Origin of the sequence: Streptomyces sp. ITFR-6, assembly GCF_031844725.1 — a bacterium.
GTDB lineage: Bacteria > Actinomycetota > Actinomycetes > Streptomycetales > Streptomycetaceae > Streptomyces.
On record NZ_CP134612.1, the window covers coordinates 3,783,619 to 3,797,866 of the forward strand.

A 14,248-nucleotide genomic window follows, 5' to 3' on the forward strand; every position below is an offset into this window, starting at 1 on the left:
ATGGCCGAAGAGCACAGCGAAGCGAGACGGATCGGTGAAGTGATCCGTCAGGCCCGCGTATTACAGCGGCGTTCGCAGAGGGAAGTCGCCTCCTCCCTGGGCTATCACCAGTCCAAGGTGAGCCGCCTGGAAGGCGGCAGGGGCACGGACGACATCCGCATGCTGCGCGAGGTCTCGCGCGTGCTGGCGATTCCGCCCCACCGCCTCGGCCTCGCCGCCACCTCGGACATCAACGACTCCGAACCCGAGACAGAGGACATGCACCGCCGTACCGTTCTCGCCGCCGGCATCGCCGCGCTCGCGGCCCCTACCCTCCCCGGCACCGCCCATCAGGACCTGGTCCAGTCCCTGCTGCCTATATCAGCCCGTGTGAGTGACGAACCGGTGCCGGATCTCCAGAGCATGCGAGACCACGTCGCAGGTGTTCGACGCCTCTTCTGCACCTGCGATTACACAAAGCTGGAAGGCGCGCTGCCCGTCCTGATCGGGCAGTTACGGCAGGCCATCAGCGATAGTCCCGGATCGAGCGACCTGTCCGGGCTCCTCGCCACGGCGTACCAGACCTCGGCGAGCCTGCTGCTCAAGCAGAGCGACCAGGGCAATGCCTGGCTCGCGGTCGGACGCGCCATGTCCGAGGCCGAACGCTCCGGCGATCCTGTCGTCCTCGCCTCCAGCGTCCGCGTTCACGCCCACGCTCTGGCCCGTGACAGCCACACCGCTCAGGCCGTCGCCCTAGTCCGGCACACCGCCGACCAGCTCACGGGCTCGTACGATCAGCGCTCCCCGAAGTACCTCGCGGCACTCGGGCTGCTGCTTCTGCGCGGGGTCACCGCCGCCAGCAGCGGCGGTGACCGCTCCGCCACCCGGGACTTCCTCACTGAGGCGAAGGAGGTCGCCCGCTACGTGGCACTCGACAGCCCCGACGCCTGGGCCAACTTCAGCCCGACGAATGTCGCCCTGCACGGACTCAGCGCGGCGGTGGCCTTCGGCGACGCCGGCGTCGCTCTGGACACCGCCCGGCCTCTCATGCGCCGCCACATTCCCGTCCCCGAGCGTCGTGCTGCCCTGTGGATCGAGGCCGGCCGCGCCTACAGCCAGCAGGGCCGCCTCGCGGACGGGTACCAGGCCCTTCGCATCGCAGAGAGCTGCGCGGCCCAGGACATCCGTCGCCCGGCCGTCCGTGAGCTGGTGGCCGACATGGCCGCCCGCGACCGCCGTCGTACGCTGCCGGAACTGCACCGTTTCAGCCGTCAACTGGGAGTCCCCGCGTGAGTGATCAGCCGGACCGGCAGGCCAAGAAGCCCTTCCTGTACGTCGTCGTGTGCGCCTCCGGCATCGCCGGCGACGTCGGCATCCTGATCACCGCGGCCCAGGAGGCAAACTGGGAGGTGGGTGTCGTCGCCACCCCGCAGGGCCTCGGATTCATAGACGCCGAGGCAGTCGAGGCACAGACCGGCTACCCGATCCGCTCCGCCTGGCGCTCGCCCGGCGACCCGCGGCCGCTGCCGCCCGCCGACGCCATCGCGGTGGCACCGGCCACCTTCAACACGATCAACAAATGGGCTGCCGGGATCTCGGACACCCTGGCGCTGGGCATCCTGTGCGAGGCGTACGGCTTCGGCATCCCCACTGCCGTCATGCCCTACCTGAACTCGGCACAGGCCGCCCATCCCGCATACAGCCAGAGCCTGGAGCGGCTGCGCGACATGAGCGTCCTGATCGGTTCGTACGCGCCACACAAGCCGAAGGCCGGCGGTGGCGCGGACCACTACCGCTGGGAAGAGGCGCTGGAACTGCTTACTCCCAAGCTGTCCGCACCGGCCTGATCAGCGCCGCCGTGCTGGCTGTGCCTGCGGCGGCGGAGGGGCTGCTACCGGGTGGACGGGAGCAGCGGCGCGTTGTGTGGTGCTGCGTGCCCTGGCCGCCTGGGCGCGGGGACTAGGAGCGTGACGGTCGCCGAGGCGGCGGATGCGCCAGGTCAGCGCGCGGGCGGGGCTGTGGGCATCGTCCAGGGTGCGCTGGCCGAGGGCCTGAACGAGCACGGTCGTCGCGTTGTGTCCGGCAGCCTCGGCTTCGGCGAGCACGGCGGTGAGGGCGTCCCAGGCGGGGTCGTCGAGGATGCGCGCGGCGTGCTCCGGCACGGCCTGCTGGAGGTGGTGGGCGTAGCGGTGCTTCATCTGGGGGCTGGGGGCGCGTTGCGCGAGGCCGGTCAGGACCGGCTCGGCGATCTGGGCGTACGCGACCTGAAGGTGTACGAGAGCCTGTTCTGCTGCCGCTTCCTGCTGGGCGTGCTGGTGGGTGCGGTGCCAGTGCATGGCGAGCACTACTGCCGTGAGCACGGTGTCCAGCAGCATGGCGATTCCGGACCCGTCGCCGTCCGAGGGCCGGTCTCGCCAGATCGTTTGGATTCCGCGCCGCAGAGCGTGGGTGCTGGCGAGGTCGGCCGCGATGCGGGAGCGGGTGGCGCGCTCGAAGGCGGCAGCGGCTCGTTCCAGTTCGGCCTTCGCCGCGGTCGGTGCGTTGATCGGCAGTAGATCCAGCGTTGCGCCGAGTAGGACGAGTTGGCCTTGTGCGGTCTGGTCGTCGCCGTGGGTGAGGTGGTGGGGGATGCGTTCCGCGGCGGCGGTGGCTTGGTGCCATGGGTTGCCCGGCCGGACGGTGACCGGTTCGGGGCTGGTGGTGGCGAGGCTCTTGCGGATCTTGGGCAGTGACAGGTCGGGGGCGAGCGTGGAGCCCGCGTAGAAGACTGGCTCGCCCTTGTCGTTGGTGTCGTGGGGCAGGGCGAAGTTGCAGCCGAGCGCATCACCGGAGGGGCCGCGCTTGAAGCGCACAGCCACTCCTGTGCTCTCCAGCAGTGCGAAGAACTCGGCCTCGTCGGACGCGGCGGCAACCGCGCGGCGTACCCGCAGACGCAGGATGTCACGGGCGGCGGCGCCCTGGCCCAGGCGCTTGGCCTTGAAGTGCTCCTTGCTGGTGTGGTGCTCGGCGCCGGTGCCGTCGCCCGGCTTCAACCGCCGGAGCCCGTAGTCGGCCTCGATCGAGCGGGCCTCACGCTGGACTGCGCGCTGGTCGTAGTCGCGCTCGGGCCTTCGGCCGTCGTGGCGTACGAGGGTGGCGGCGATGTGGATGTGGTCGTCGGCGTGGCGGACGGCCACCCAGCGGCAGGCTTCCTCGTCACCTTGGGGGGCTATGCCGGCGGCGGCTACCATCCGGCGGGCGATGTCCGCCCACTGCCCGTCGCTGAGGATCGGGTCTTCGGGTGCGGCGCGGACGGGGCAGTGCCACACGGTGTCCCTGGGGGCCTTGTCGCCCAGCATCTTCACGGGCTGATCTAGTTGTGCGACGAGCTGGGCCTCCACATCCTTCGGGTTGCGGTGGGGGCTGCGGCCGGGGTCTGGGGCGAAGCCGTTCCAGGAGGCCACCAGGTGTGGGTCGGTGTGCTCGTTGGCCCGTCCCTTGCCGAAGAGGTAGGCGATGGTGCGTTGCGTGGCTTTCGGGCCCGCGCCGAGAATGATCTTGGGTATCACCGGCTCACCGGGCCTCGGTGACCTGGGCGATGGCGGTGTCCAGTTCGTCGATGGACGCCTCGATACGGGCCAGGAGCCTTTGGACGGTGGCGGGGTGGGGCCAGGCGCCGTCCTTGTTGAGGTGATGGGTGAGCTGGTTGAGGTTGCTGCCGATCTTGCCGAGCTGTCCGTTGGCGGCCATGAGCGTCTTCACCATGGCGCGGTAGTCAGCAACAGCGGCGGTGGGGTCGCTGGCGCGGGAGGCGGCGAGCGAGCACTCGGCCACGTAGCCACCGGTCGCCATGCCGCTCAGGGCAGCGGCGTTCTTGACGAGGGCGAACTCGTGGTCGTTGTAGCGGGGGTGGACGCGGCGCTCGCGCAACTGCTTGTCACGCAGACGGCGACGCGGCGCTGGCTGCTGCGGCACGCTCGACGATGGCTTGGTGCCCCCTGTCCCGGCCTGCTCCCCCGGGCCGGCCGACTCCGGTGCCGCCTCGGCGCCGGATGCCTCCGCCTCCCCTGGGGCGGAGGCCGGGTAAGGACTCCTTACCCGACAACTTGCTCCGTCTGAAGCAGCCCGTCCGAATGCCTGCCGTACGCGTTCCGTCAGCACAGGCGACTTCGTCAGCGGTATCTGTTCCTTGGGGTGGTGTGGATCGTGCGTCATGAACGGTTCTCCAGACGAGGGGGTGGGGCGGGCGCGCGGGAGGGCCCGTGAGCTGCGAGCGGTCACACGGACCCGTCCATGAGTGTGATGAGCCAGTAGTGACCGGAACGGGTTCCGGTCACCCGGCGGGTTCCTGGTCAGCCGCTGGCTGGACCGCTTTCGGCGGAGGCTGTGAGTTCGTTCCGGAGGACGTTTGTCACCTCGGTCAGCCGCTCGCTGGAAATCGGAAGGCCCTTGTCCTCAACTGCCTTCCGGACAGTGGCTCGGGTGAGTTTTCCCTGCTCAGCACAGGCAGCCCTGCCGATCTCCACGAGATCCCCGAGCGGGGCGCCGGGCGGACGGCCACCCCGGGCCTTGGTCTCCGCAACCTCCGCAGGAGGTTGCGGAGACCCATCGGGCACGGCGGCCGGTGGCTCGGTGAGCGTGCCGGGTTCCGCTGGCTCCGCTGATATTCGGGCGGCCCGGAGGGGGTGGTGACCGATGCCCTCAGCACTTGCCCGGAACCTGCGAGCGGGTGCTGGTCCACGAGTTGGTGGATCTGCCGCATCAGTACGGCGAAGGCCACCATCGCGGCTGCCGGTGGAACCGCGGCCACCACGTAGTCGAGAAAAGGGACGTCACCGGTTTCGCGTGTGCCGCTGACCCCGGCAACGTTCAGGGCGATGGAGCCGACAGATCCGATGGCGGTCACGGCGATGGCCCATCGGTCGGTGACTTGGCGCAGCCCTGCGCGGAGCATGAGCAGCTCACCCGCGACGATGAAGGCGTCCAGGGTGGCGGGCCACGCCCAGCGCCGGACCGGTGAACCTCCCAGGCCATGCTGCCCGGCGACATCGGCCAGGTGCGTGTAGGAGAGACAGAACGCTCCGGCGGTCAGGGCGACGATGACGATGCCGGCCGCGAAGAGCGCGTAGCGCTCGGCAGCGCCATGGGGCGCTGCGGGCTGTCCTTCGGTCGTTCGGTTGACCGGCTGGTGGTGCGGGGGTGAGAGGGGGGGTGGGCAAGCGAGTGCTCCTGGTGTGGTGGTGTGGTGCGTCTTTGGCGTCTTGGCCGTTGCAAGTGCAGGTCAGGGCGGTACGGCAGCGGCTCCGGCTGTCCGTCTCGGTGGTGCCGCCGGCCGTCTTCAGCTCTGTCGCAGTACGCCGAAGGCGGTTCGCCGCGCCAGTGCCCGACCGGGGTGCTCCTGTCCCCAGTAGGGGCAGCGGCATTGCGTCTTCCGTCTCACTGGCCAGGGCTGTGACCTGCGCCGATACGGCAAGGACGCGGGAGACGGTGCAAGACGGATCCGGACAGCGTCTTGGGCGGCCACGCCGGTGGTCGTGATCGCGTTGCCGTCTTGGCCCCGGTCGCCGTCTCGCTTGCAGGCCGTATGACCTGCGAGATCACGGCAGGGACGGCAACCAGGGCGGCGGGCCTCAGCCCTTGTCGGGAGCGGGGCGGGTGTCGACGGGGTGGACGGTGGGGCAGTACCGCCGCCAGCTGTCTAGGAACTTGTTGCGCGTGTAGCCCTTGCGCTGCGTTCCGTCGGCCATCCGGACGTTGCCCGGCCTGATGCCGAAGTCCCTCAGCAGCCTGCCGAGATCACGGGCCTTCAGCCCACCGCGCCCCCACTCCGCCCACGGACCCTCGGGGTCCTGGCGCAGGTGATGGAGGAGCTCCTCGGTGGACAGGCTGTCCACCTCTCGCTGGGCGGCGAAGATCCGCCGGGTATCGGAGAGTATCCGTGCGCCGCCGGGGTGGTCCTCCTCGGCTGCCACTTCGGCGGCGACCATCCGCGCGCACGCCATTCGAGCCCGGCGCGGCCAGGAACCCCCGGCCAGCTCGGCGACGATCACCAGGGGCTCCCAGGTGTCGGCGGCGCGGTCCTCGACCGGCATATCCGGCTCCAGGATTGCTGCCTCCTCCAGAAGCGGCCTGGCCCAGGCATTGATCCGGTCGCGCAGGTCGTGCAGGGCAGGGATGTCACGGCGGGAGCGGAAGGGCTTCACCTTCTCCCCCTCTGCCCGCCGACGCATCCGGATCACGACCGACCGGTCCATGACCGTGTCGGGGAGGTCGCCGATCCCCGCGATGGCCGCCATCGCGAAGGTGGCGAACTTGTGCGGCGTGTGGTCGTTACCGACGACCCGAGTCACGTAGCGCCCGCGCTGGTGACCGGCGTTGAGTAGGCCACGCGTCTCTTCGTTCCGCTCCGCCTGCTTCGGCGTACCGAAGATGGTGTCAGCCTCGTCCACCAGAAGCGTCGGCGGCTCCTCCTCGGTGATCGAGCGGAAGATCGCCGCCGGCGTGGTGTTGATCGTCAGCATCGGCTCGTGGACCGTCTCGGTCAGCACGTCCAGGAGCCGCGACTTTCCGCACCGTTTCGCCGGCCCCACCACTGCCAGACGCGGGGCGTGCTGCCACGCGGTCTGCAGGTGCGTGGCCACCACCCACAAGGCGATCGCATCGAGCGCCTCCGCTGACGGCGGGATCACGAACTGGGCTATCTGCGAGTGCAGTTCATCCAGCAGCGTGGAGCCCTGCGTCGGCTCCGCGTCGGGGACGTCCTCCAGCCCGCTCGGCGCCTGTGCCTCAGCGGTGCTGTCTGCGGCCGAACCGCCGGTCGGGCCCGGATCGGTGTCCACGGGCTGGGCGGCGCCCAGGTGGGCACCTGGGCGCCCTGGGATGGCGGTCGTGGGCCAGCTCGCCTTGGCGGGTTCGGAATAGTCCTTGGGGTTGTCGGGTTCCACTGGGCAGCTCCTCGTCTGGCGGTGGCGGGCTCGCCCGCCCTTTCCGCCGGGTCGGTTCTCATCGGATCGCTGGGGAGCTATGGGGCCTCCGGCGTTGCACCGCCGGGGGCTCTCCCCCTTCCTGTAGGCACCGTGGTACCGCGAGGGACCACGGACAGTACGGTCACGCCCGGCCACAGTCCAGCGTTTCTGTGTCAGCTCAGCGCAGAACAGTTTGCTACGCTCCCGCCCTCTCACGCGGCCAGACCCAACAGGATCAGCAGATCCGCGGTCACAACCCGGTAGGCGTTGCCCAGCCGCAGGACCTTGCACGGGTACGCGCCGCGCTTCGCCAGCTCATACCCCTTGCTCCGCCCGAGCCCCAGGGCGCGATTGCTGGTTTCGAGGTCAACGGCCACCGGCAGGGCCAGCAGGTCCTCACGGCTCATCCCCTTCGCCAACCCCGCCGTGGTGTTTTCGCGCATGCGCCATCCCCTTCGGTACAGCCGTCGGCGAACGCGGGCATCACGTCCGGCTCCAGGCAGCCACCAATAAGAATCCACAAGCTAGTGTGTCTGTATGACACAACGCGGTGTGGATGATGAAGCGGACGACTTCCCGGAGTGGGTGGACCGGGTCCAGGCGAATGTGGCCGGCGAAGTCCGCCGCAGACGAAAGGAGATGGGATGGAGCGCGCAGGAACTCGCCGACCGGTGCGAGCAGCTCGGGCATCCGATCCCGCGCAACGTGATCGCCAACATGGAGTCCGGCCGCAGGGCCGGCCTGCCATTGGTGGATGTCCTGGTCCTGGCCGCTGCCCTGGAGACGTACCCGGCCTGCCTGATCTTCCCGGTCGGCTACGTCGAACGGACCCAGGAACTCCCCTTCGAGCACCTCGTGCCGACCTGGGACGCCCTGCGGCGCTTCACCGGCGAGCAGGAAGTACCGGGGCACGATGCCGGCCTCGTGCCCGACTTCGAAATTCACGCCAGCCTCGTGAGCACCGCCCTCGCTGCGCTCGACGAAGAAGAGCAGGCACGGTTCGCCGCCAAGACGGCAACCAGCCGCGCCCAGCAGGAAGAAGCCGAACGCAAGCGGACCGAGTACGCCGACCGGGCCGTCTCCGCGAAGTACAACCTTCGCTACCTCCGCCGAGACCTCCTAGACGACGGGGCCACCCCACCCGATCTCCCACCCGCACTCCACGACGTCGACCCGCCCGAATGGGCCCCCGATACCACCACGGAGGAACGCCCTTGAAGGGATCAACCCACCGCCGCTGCTACTGCCGCGACGCCGAGACCGGCAAGCCGCTCGGCAAGAAGTGCCGCAAGCTCACCAGCCGCAAGCACGGCTCCTACTCCATACGCCAGGAGCTCCCACCCCGAGCCGATGGCACTCGCCGATCCTTCAACCGCGCCGGCTACGAAACGTTGAAGGCCGCGCAGGTCGCCCTGGACCACGTCCGAGCCCTCATCGCCATCGCGGACTCGGACGATGATCACGACCTGGACCGGATCGCGGAGCTGCTCGAACAGGTCGCCGACGAGAAGGGTCCCCTGCCCAACATCGAGGACACCCGCAGGCGTTTCAGGGCGGGATTGGACCTGATCGGACGACGGACGGTGGGTGAGTGGCTCGATCAGTGGCTTGCTGCGAAGAAGTCACGGAAGACGACGCTCAACGGGTACGCCTCCCACATCCGCGTCCACCTGAAGCCCCGCATCGGCCATGTCCGGCTCGACCGTCTCAACGTCGGCCATCTCGTGGAAATGTACGACGGTATAGCCGACGCCAACGAGGTGATCCAGGCGGAGAACCTGGAACGGCGCGAGCAGATCGCCAGGTGCAAGCCCCGCAGGCCCGGCCGCCCCGTCGCAGCCGAACGAGCACTGCTCGCCGTCGAACGGGCGAAGCTCGCCAAGATGAAGCCGTTCCGGAAGATCACCGGGCCCGCTACGCAGCAGAGCATCCGGCGCACGCTGCGAGCGGCCCTGAACGCGGCCATCGCCCAGCAGTTCATCACCTTCAACCCGGCCTCCCACGTCGAGCTGGAGTCCGGCAAGCGCCCGAAGCCGCTCCTCTGGACTGCGCAGCGGGTGGAGCGCTGGCGTGCAACCGGCGAGCTGCCGTCGCCGGTCATGGTCTGGACGCCGGCTCAGTTCGGAACGTTCCTGGACGCAGCCGAACCCGAGCGGCTCTACTTGCTCTTTCACCTCATGGGGACCCGCGGTCTTCGCAGGGGCGAGGCCGTCGGCCAGAACTGGACGGACGTCGACCTGGACGCCGGCCTCATCACACCGGCGAAGGAGATCGTGGTCGACGGCTGGGACCCGTACGAATCCGCCCCCAAGACGGACGGCAGCGCCGGGACGATCGCCCTGGACAGCGTCAACGTCACTCTCCTGCGAGGGCAGCACAAGGCCATGCTGAGCGCCCGGGAGAAGTGGGGCGACGCCTGGAACGAGACGGGCAAGGTCTTCACTCGCGAAGACGGCTCCTGGCTGCACCCGGAGACGGTCTCCGAGACGTTCCGGAGCATCCTCGCCACCACAGATCTGCCGCCCATCACCCTGCGCGATCTACGCCACGTTGCGGCCACCCTCACCCATGGCGGGGGCGGCGACCTGCACACGATCAAGGAGACCCTGCGGCACTCCACAATCACGCTGACCTCTGACACGTACACGAGCCTGCTGCCCGAGGTCGACAAGGCTGCCGCAGAAGCCGCTGCACAGCTGATACCCCGTAAGGCTCGCGAGTCAAGGTAACTACCGAAATCCACTCCTAGCGCCAACACGCGGGCGCCAGGCAGGAGACATCCACCAGCTCACATGGGGCACCCCTCAGCTGAGCTTTCATGCTGGGCCCACCCTGCCCCATTCAGCAAGATCGACAAGATGTTTCATCAACTTGCGCATTTCAGTGGACACGGTGTCTATCTATCTGAATGATGAAGGCATGGCCGACGATGACGTTTTCAGCAAGGCAGTCCGACGACGCAATGCGCGAGGGATGACCTACAGCCAGATGGAGGCGAAGACTTGGGAGGTAGGAGGGAAGGAAGGAAGCCGGTCAGCCGGATGGTGGAACAATATGGCCAACTACCAAATGGAGACGCCACCCGGGCCTAAGTACATCCCCGGCATCGCCAAGGTACTCAAGGTCTCCGAGCGGCGCGTCAGCGAACTCGTCGCTGAACAGTGGTACGGAGTTTGCCCCGATGACGGGGTCCCCGAGGCACTGAGAGATCTAGTGCCGTTGCTTGCAGACGTTGACCCAGCCGACGTGCCGGCGATCGAAGAGATCGTGGTAGCTCTGGGGCAAAAGCACGACCTTGCGAAGCGACTCGCGGCGATCGAGGCAGGGGACGAGGACGACAGCGAGGCAACCTGAGACCCGATCCGGCCTCTAGCTGGGCTACCCCGTCTCCTTTCACCGCTCTCACAGCGCGTCCGGAGCTCACTCAGAACCGGGCCCACCTGGCGCCGGTTCGCCGGTTCGCGTCCAACTGCGCGGCGACCGCAACGTTCAGCCCACTTGGCGGACCACACCACCAACCGGGCCTACAAGGGCAGCCCCCGTGCCACCCAGAGGTGTGCAGGTGGAGCCCCAACAGCAGCAAGTCTGCGCGTGACAACAACCCGCACCTCAGACGATCGACTTGATTGCCCTATCCGCGTACCGCAGCGTCTCGTCGATGACCTTGTCCATTTCGCGCAAATCGTCGAGTGTCGCCGTGAGGAGAGCAGGGACGTTGATGATGCTCGCGGCGAGGAAGCACCCAGCCACCGTGAGGAACTCCTTGTACCGTTCCCGCCCCTCTGGCCCGAGCGATTCCCAGTCCCGGGGCTCTGGCGGCAGACTCACCCTCCACTTTTCGAGGGCGTGGGTGCCGTGGACTTCGACATATTCCATGATAGCCGTGGCGCGCGATAGCACCTCGACCATCGTGTCGAAGCCCCTCTGTGACAGGTTCAGAGCGGCCTCCGCAGCCTCAACCTGAATTCGGAGACGTTCTTCCTCCTTCTTGTTGCGGCGCTGCTTCACGACGTAGAAGCCGGCGGCCGCCAACGCTGCCACTGGGGCAGCGACCATGCCGGTGAGCAGAAGAATTCCACCCGCCATACCTGCACCGCCTGCGGCTAGCGTGCCTCCTCCCAGGAGGGCCAGAGTCGCGTTGGTCGCCGCAACCCCGGCTAGCGTCGAGATAGCCGCTCCAGTGGAGGCGGTCCCGAACAGCGCGGCGGCCGTGAATGCACCATAGGCCGCAGCCCCGCCGACTGCCGCCCCGGCTACACCTCCGGCGGCGGCACCGCGGATTGCGTTGGCGATCCCGGCGGACATGGCCTCGATGCGTATCGCTGTTGGGGGCTCGCTCTCGCTCTCCTCCTCGCTCGGGATCTCCGGCTCGGGCGCCCCGCTAATGCTCTTGGCCAGCTCCACGAACCTCATGAAGAACTCGTCGCGGACGACATCATGGACACGGTTGAAGGCTTCCCCGTGTTCTTGGGTGATCTTCGACCGCTGTGCCGCTTTCTCAGTGATCTCAGCGTGTCGCCTTTTCGTCTCCGCGACTTGGTCGCGCAGTTTCGCCGGCCGCTGGCCCCGCTGATGAGCGAGAGCCCTGGTTCTGCGCTCCGCCTCCTCCTTGAGTTGCTCGGGCGTGAGTTGGAGCGCGAGGGCGATGGCGGCCAGACGGTGGCCCCCAGGGCTGATGAGCCCGCTCTCGATCCGGGAGATCGAGACCGCGCCGCCCCTTCCATAGTCCGCCCGCTTGGCCAACTCTTCCTGAGTCATCGAGGGTTCCTGTGCCTGACGGTGCTCGCGGACTACGAGGCCCATCGCCTCTGCGCTGAAATCATTCACCGGTTCCGGTCCCCTTGCTCCGCGGGCTGTGGCGGTGCCAGGAGGACTGAAGCTCACGTGCCAGCGCGCCACCGGAGCGCACAGCCTGAACGCCGTCTTCAGCGAACTGCTTGAACGCCTTGACGACGGCCGGGTCACGACGGACCTCGTCGGCAGTCTGGATCTGGGCGGCAGCGAGGGTCAGGTGGGCCAGGTTGAGGCGAGACATAACGATGGGCCTTTCGTCGCTGATGGCACCTGCGCCTGTGAAACATAGCGTCGCTTAGTGTTCGGCGTACACACTATGGCGAAACTCCTTCGGCTACCTCACCGCTCTCATCGATCAGGACGGGCCCGATGGCAGCGCCACTGCGCCGGGGGTCGAGTACCTCGACGACAACGAGGTATGAGCCTTCACGCTCCACTCCCCGGCGGTTGGAGGTGACCAGCCCACTCCCCCGAACCGGAACCCCCACCAGCACCCTCGCCCGCCTCACCGACTGCACTCGGACTACTGAGCGCCCTCAGGATTCCCTTACAGCCGGCAGCGCCCCCGGAAGGTGTCAGTAGTGCCTGCTGTCAGGCCGTCCGCTCACGCATCGCTCACGCAAGAGCCCCGGAACGACGAAGCGCCCCGACCGGCCGAAGCCGGTCGAGGCGCTGAGTAGCAGGTCATCGGGGGTTCCCCCGCCCTGCTTCGCGTAGGCCGTGTGGGACTCGAACCCACAACCAACGGATTAAAAGTCCGCTGCTCTGACCAATTGAGCTAACGGCCCCCGGCAATCACCCCACGAGCATAGCCCGCCGCGACCCGGCCGCCGATCGGGTATCGGTTGCCGGGCCCCGTCATCGTGGAGGCGTTTCGGTCAGCGGGGCGTATTGCGGGCGGTCGTGCGCTTGTGATCCGGATTGAGGAACCAGTGGCGGGCCGAGGCCAGCCACCAGATGGCGGCGAAGCCGAGGACCACCAGGACGGCGATCGGGGCGTAGTTGAAGGTCTCCCAGGTGACGGGTGAGACCTGGGGGAGCATGAAGAGCACCGTGATGACGGCCACCCACACCATCGCGACGATGCCGATGGGCCGGGACCAGCGGCCCAGGTGCCAGGGGCCCCGCCGGAAGTCGTCGCCGCGCAGGAGGCGGAGCAGGGTGGGGATGACGTACGCGATGTAGAGGCCGATCACCGCGATGGAGGTGACGGCCGCGTACGCGGTGTCGTTGATCAGGTACGGCAGGCCGAGGACCAGCGCTCCGGCGGCGGCCAGCCAGACCGCTGCCACGGGGGTGCGGGTGCGGGGGCTGACCGTGTGCCAGACGCGGGAGAACGGGAGGGCGCCGTCCCGGGAGAACGCGTAGATCATCCGGCTGTTGGCGGTCACGGACGCCATTCCGCAGAAGAGTTGAGCACCGATCACCACCAGGAGGAGCAGCTTGCCGGTGGTGGCGCCCAGGGCGCCCAGGAGGATCTGGGCGGGCGGGGCGCCGGTCGGGGAGGCGAGGGCTCCGTCGTAGGACTGGATCGCGAAGGTGAAGCCGAGGAGGAGGACGAAACCGGCGATCCAGGAGGTCCAGATCGACTGGACGATGCCGCGCGGCCCGGCGGTCGCGGCGTCGTGCGTCTCCTCGGTCATATGGGCGGAGGCGTCGTATCCGGTGAAGGTGTACTGGGCCATCAGCAGCCCGATCATCACCACGTAGAACCCGCTGCCCCAGCCGGTGTGGTTCACGAACTCCGTGAAGACGAACGACGCCGACTGATGGTGGTCCGGTACGAAGGTGAGCGCCCCGACGATGACCGCGACGCCGAGCACGTGCCACCACACGCTGACGCCGTTGAGGATCGCGACGATCCGCACCCCGAAGGTGTTCAGCAGGCCGTGCAGGAACAGGATCGCGGTGAAGAGGAGGATCGTGCGGCCGGGCGTGACCCCGAAGTCGAACTGGAGGTTGAGGTACGCGCCCAGGAACGACGCCGCCCCGAAGTCGATCCCGGCGGTCACCGCGACCTGACCGAGCACGTTGAACCAGCCGGTGAACCACGCCCACGCCGCCGCCGAGCGCGGCGGGGCCAGCCGGTGGGCCCAGAAGTAGAGGCCTGCGGAGGTCGGGTACGCCGAACAGATCTCGGCCATCGCGAGCCCGACGAACAGCGTCATCAGCCCGACACCGACCCAGCCCCAGGTGATCAGGACCGGACCGCCGGTGTTCATGCCGAACAGGTACAGCGTCAGGCAGCCGGAGAGCACCGAGATGATCGTGAACGAGACCGCGTAGTTGGAGAACGCCGACATCCGGCGGGCGAGTGTCTGCGTGTAGCCGAGCTCGGCCAGCCGCTCCTCGTCCGAGCGGGGGACAGCCGGCGCGGACGACCCAGGCGGCACGGACGACCCAGACGGTACGGACGACCCGGGCAACCCGGTCGGGGGCTCGCCCCGGCCGGGTTGCTCGGACGGGGCACTGCGGGGATTGTTTGTCATGCCCCCAGCGATTCCCTCGCCGGGGGCACGACATGCACCGGA

The 14,248-nt window shown here is 68.3% G+C and carries 14 protein-coding genes and 1 tRNA gene; 6 read left to right on the plus strand and 9 right to left on the minus strand.

The features are described 5' to 3' along the window. On the plus strand, positions 1 to 1,272 hold the full coding sequence (locus RLT59_RS17195) for a helix-turn-helix domain-containing protein (protein WP_311304217.1): 1,272 nt from the start codon (positions 1 to 3) through the stop codon (positions 1,270 to 1,272). Then, complete coding sequence (locus RLT59_RS17200) at positions 1,269 to 1,826, plus strand: flavoprotein (RefSeq protein ID WP_311304218.1); 558 nt, start codon at positions 1,269 to 1,271, stop codon at positions 1,824 to 1,826. Before RLT59_RS17195 ends, RLT59_RS17200 begins: the two co-directional genes overlap by 4 nt. Here RLT59_RS17200 and RLT59_RS17205 read toward each other — a convergent pair whose 3' ends face one another. The 3 genes from RLT59_RS17205 to RLT59_RS17215 all read right to left on the minus strand — a co-directional run bounded on the left by RLT59_RS17205 (position 1,827) and on the right by RLT59_RS17215 (position 5,065). Beyond that, on the minus strand, positions 1,827 to 3,527 hold the full coding sequence (locus tag RLT59_RS17205) for a mobilization protein (protein WP_311304219.1): 1,701 nt from the start codon (positions 3,525 to 3,527) through the stop codon (positions 1,827 to 1,829). Positions 3,528 to 3,531: 4 nt separating this feature from the next. After that, on the minus strand, positions 3,532 to 3,933 hold the full coding sequence (locus RLT59_RS17210) for a plasmid mobilization protein (RefSeq protein WP_311304220.1): 402 nt from the start codon (positions 3,931 to 3,933) through the stop codon (positions 3,532 to 3,534). 445 nt (positions 3,934 to 4,378) lie between these two features. After that, positions 4,379 to 5,065, minus strand: a complete 687-nt coding sequence (locus tag RLT59_RS17215) for a DUF2637 domain-containing protein (protein WP_311307754.1) — start codon at positions 5,063 to 5,065, stop codon at positions 4,379 to 4,381. On the opposite strand from RLT59_RS17215, the gene RLT59_RS17220 reads away from it, so the two are divergent. Further along, on the plus strand, positions 4,991 to 5,161 hold the full coding sequence (locus tag RLT59_RS17220; protein WP_311304221.1) for a hypothetical protein: 171 nt from the start codon (positions 4,991 to 4,993) through the stop codon (positions 5,159 to 5,161). The genes RLT59_RS17215 and RLT59_RS17220 overlap by 75 nt on opposite strands. A 427-nt stretch (positions 5,162 to 5,588) precedes the next feature. Here the strand turns inward: RLT59_RS17220 and RLT59_RS17225 are convergent, their stop codons facing one another. Together RLT59_RS17225 and RLT59_RS17230 are read right to left on the minus strand one after the other, a co-directional pair. Beyond that, positions 5,589 to 6,902: a DUF3631 domain-containing protein gene (locus tag RLT59_RS17225; RefSeq protein ID WP_311304222.1), complete on the minus strand. Its 1,314-nt coding sequence runs from the start codon at positions 6,900 to 6,902 to the stop codon at positions 5,589 to 5,591. A gap of 233 nt (positions 6,903 to 7,135) precedes the next feature. Beyond that, a complete protein-coding gene (locus RLT59_RS17230; protein ID WP_311304223.1) occupies positions 7,136 to 7,366 on the minus strand; it encodes a hypothetical protein in 231 nt (76 codons plus the stop codon). Between the two features lie 109 nt (positions 7,367 to 7,475). Here RLT59_RS17230 and RLT59_RS17235 point away from each other — a divergent pair, with 109 nt between their 5' ends. The 3 genes from RLT59_RS17235 to RLT59_RS17245 all read left to right on the plus strand — a co-directional run bounded on the left by RLT59_RS17235 (position 7,476) and on the right by RLT59_RS17245 (position 10,277). Then, the gene (locus RLT59_RS17235; RefSeq protein ID WP_311304224.1) at positions 7,476 to 8,141 is read left to right on the plus strand and encodes a helix-turn-helix domain-containing protein; all 666 of its coding nucleotides are present in this window, start codon (positions 7,476 to 7,478) and stop codon (positions 8,139 to 8,141) included. Further along, entirely contained in the window at positions 8,138 to 9,652 is a 1,515-nt protein-coding gene (gene xerC, locus RLT59_RS17240; RefSeq protein ID WP_311304225.1) for a site-specific integrase, read from the plus strand. Before RLT59_RS17235 ends, xerC begins: the two co-directional genes overlap by 4 nt. Positions 9,653 to 9,842: 190 nt before the next feature. Then, entirely contained in the window at positions 9,843 to 10,277 is a 435-nt protein-coding gene (locus RLT59_RS17245) for a hypothetical protein (RefSeq protein WP_157841264.1), read from the plus strand. A 255-nt stretch (positions 10,278 to 10,532) separates the two neighbouring features. Here the strand turns inward: RLT59_RS17245 and RLT59_RS17250 are convergent, their stop codons facing one another. The 4 genes from RLT59_RS17250 to RLT59_RS17265 form a co-directional block, all read right to left on the minus strand. Next, positions 10,533 to 11,681: a helix-turn-helix domain-containing protein gene (locus RLT59_RS17250; RefSeq protein WP_327338110.1), complete on the minus strand. Its 1,149-nt coding sequence runs from the start codon at positions 11,679 to 11,681 to the stop codon at positions 10,533 to 10,535. A gap of 61 nt (positions 11,682 to 11,742) precedes the next feature. Beyond that, positions 11,743 to 11,958 carry a hypothetical protein gene (locus tag RLT59_RS17255; protein ID WP_311304226.1) on the minus strand — a complete coding sequence of 72 codons (216 nt, stop codon included), beginning with the start codon at positions 11,956 to 11,958 and terminating at the stop codon, positions 11,743 to 11,745. A 473-nt stretch (positions 11,959 to 12,431) separates the two neighbouring features. Further along, positions 12,432 to 12,505, minus strand: a tRNA-Lys gene (locus tag RLT59_RS17260). A gap of 90 nt (positions 12,506 to 12,595) precedes the next feature. Beyond that, positions 12,596 to 14,206, minus strand: coding sequence for an amino acid permease (locus tag RLT59_RS17265; protein ID WP_311304227.1), 1,611 nt, complete (start codon positions 14,204 to 14,206; stop codon positions 12,596 to 12,598). Positions 14,207 to 14,248 lie beyond the last annotated feature (42 nt).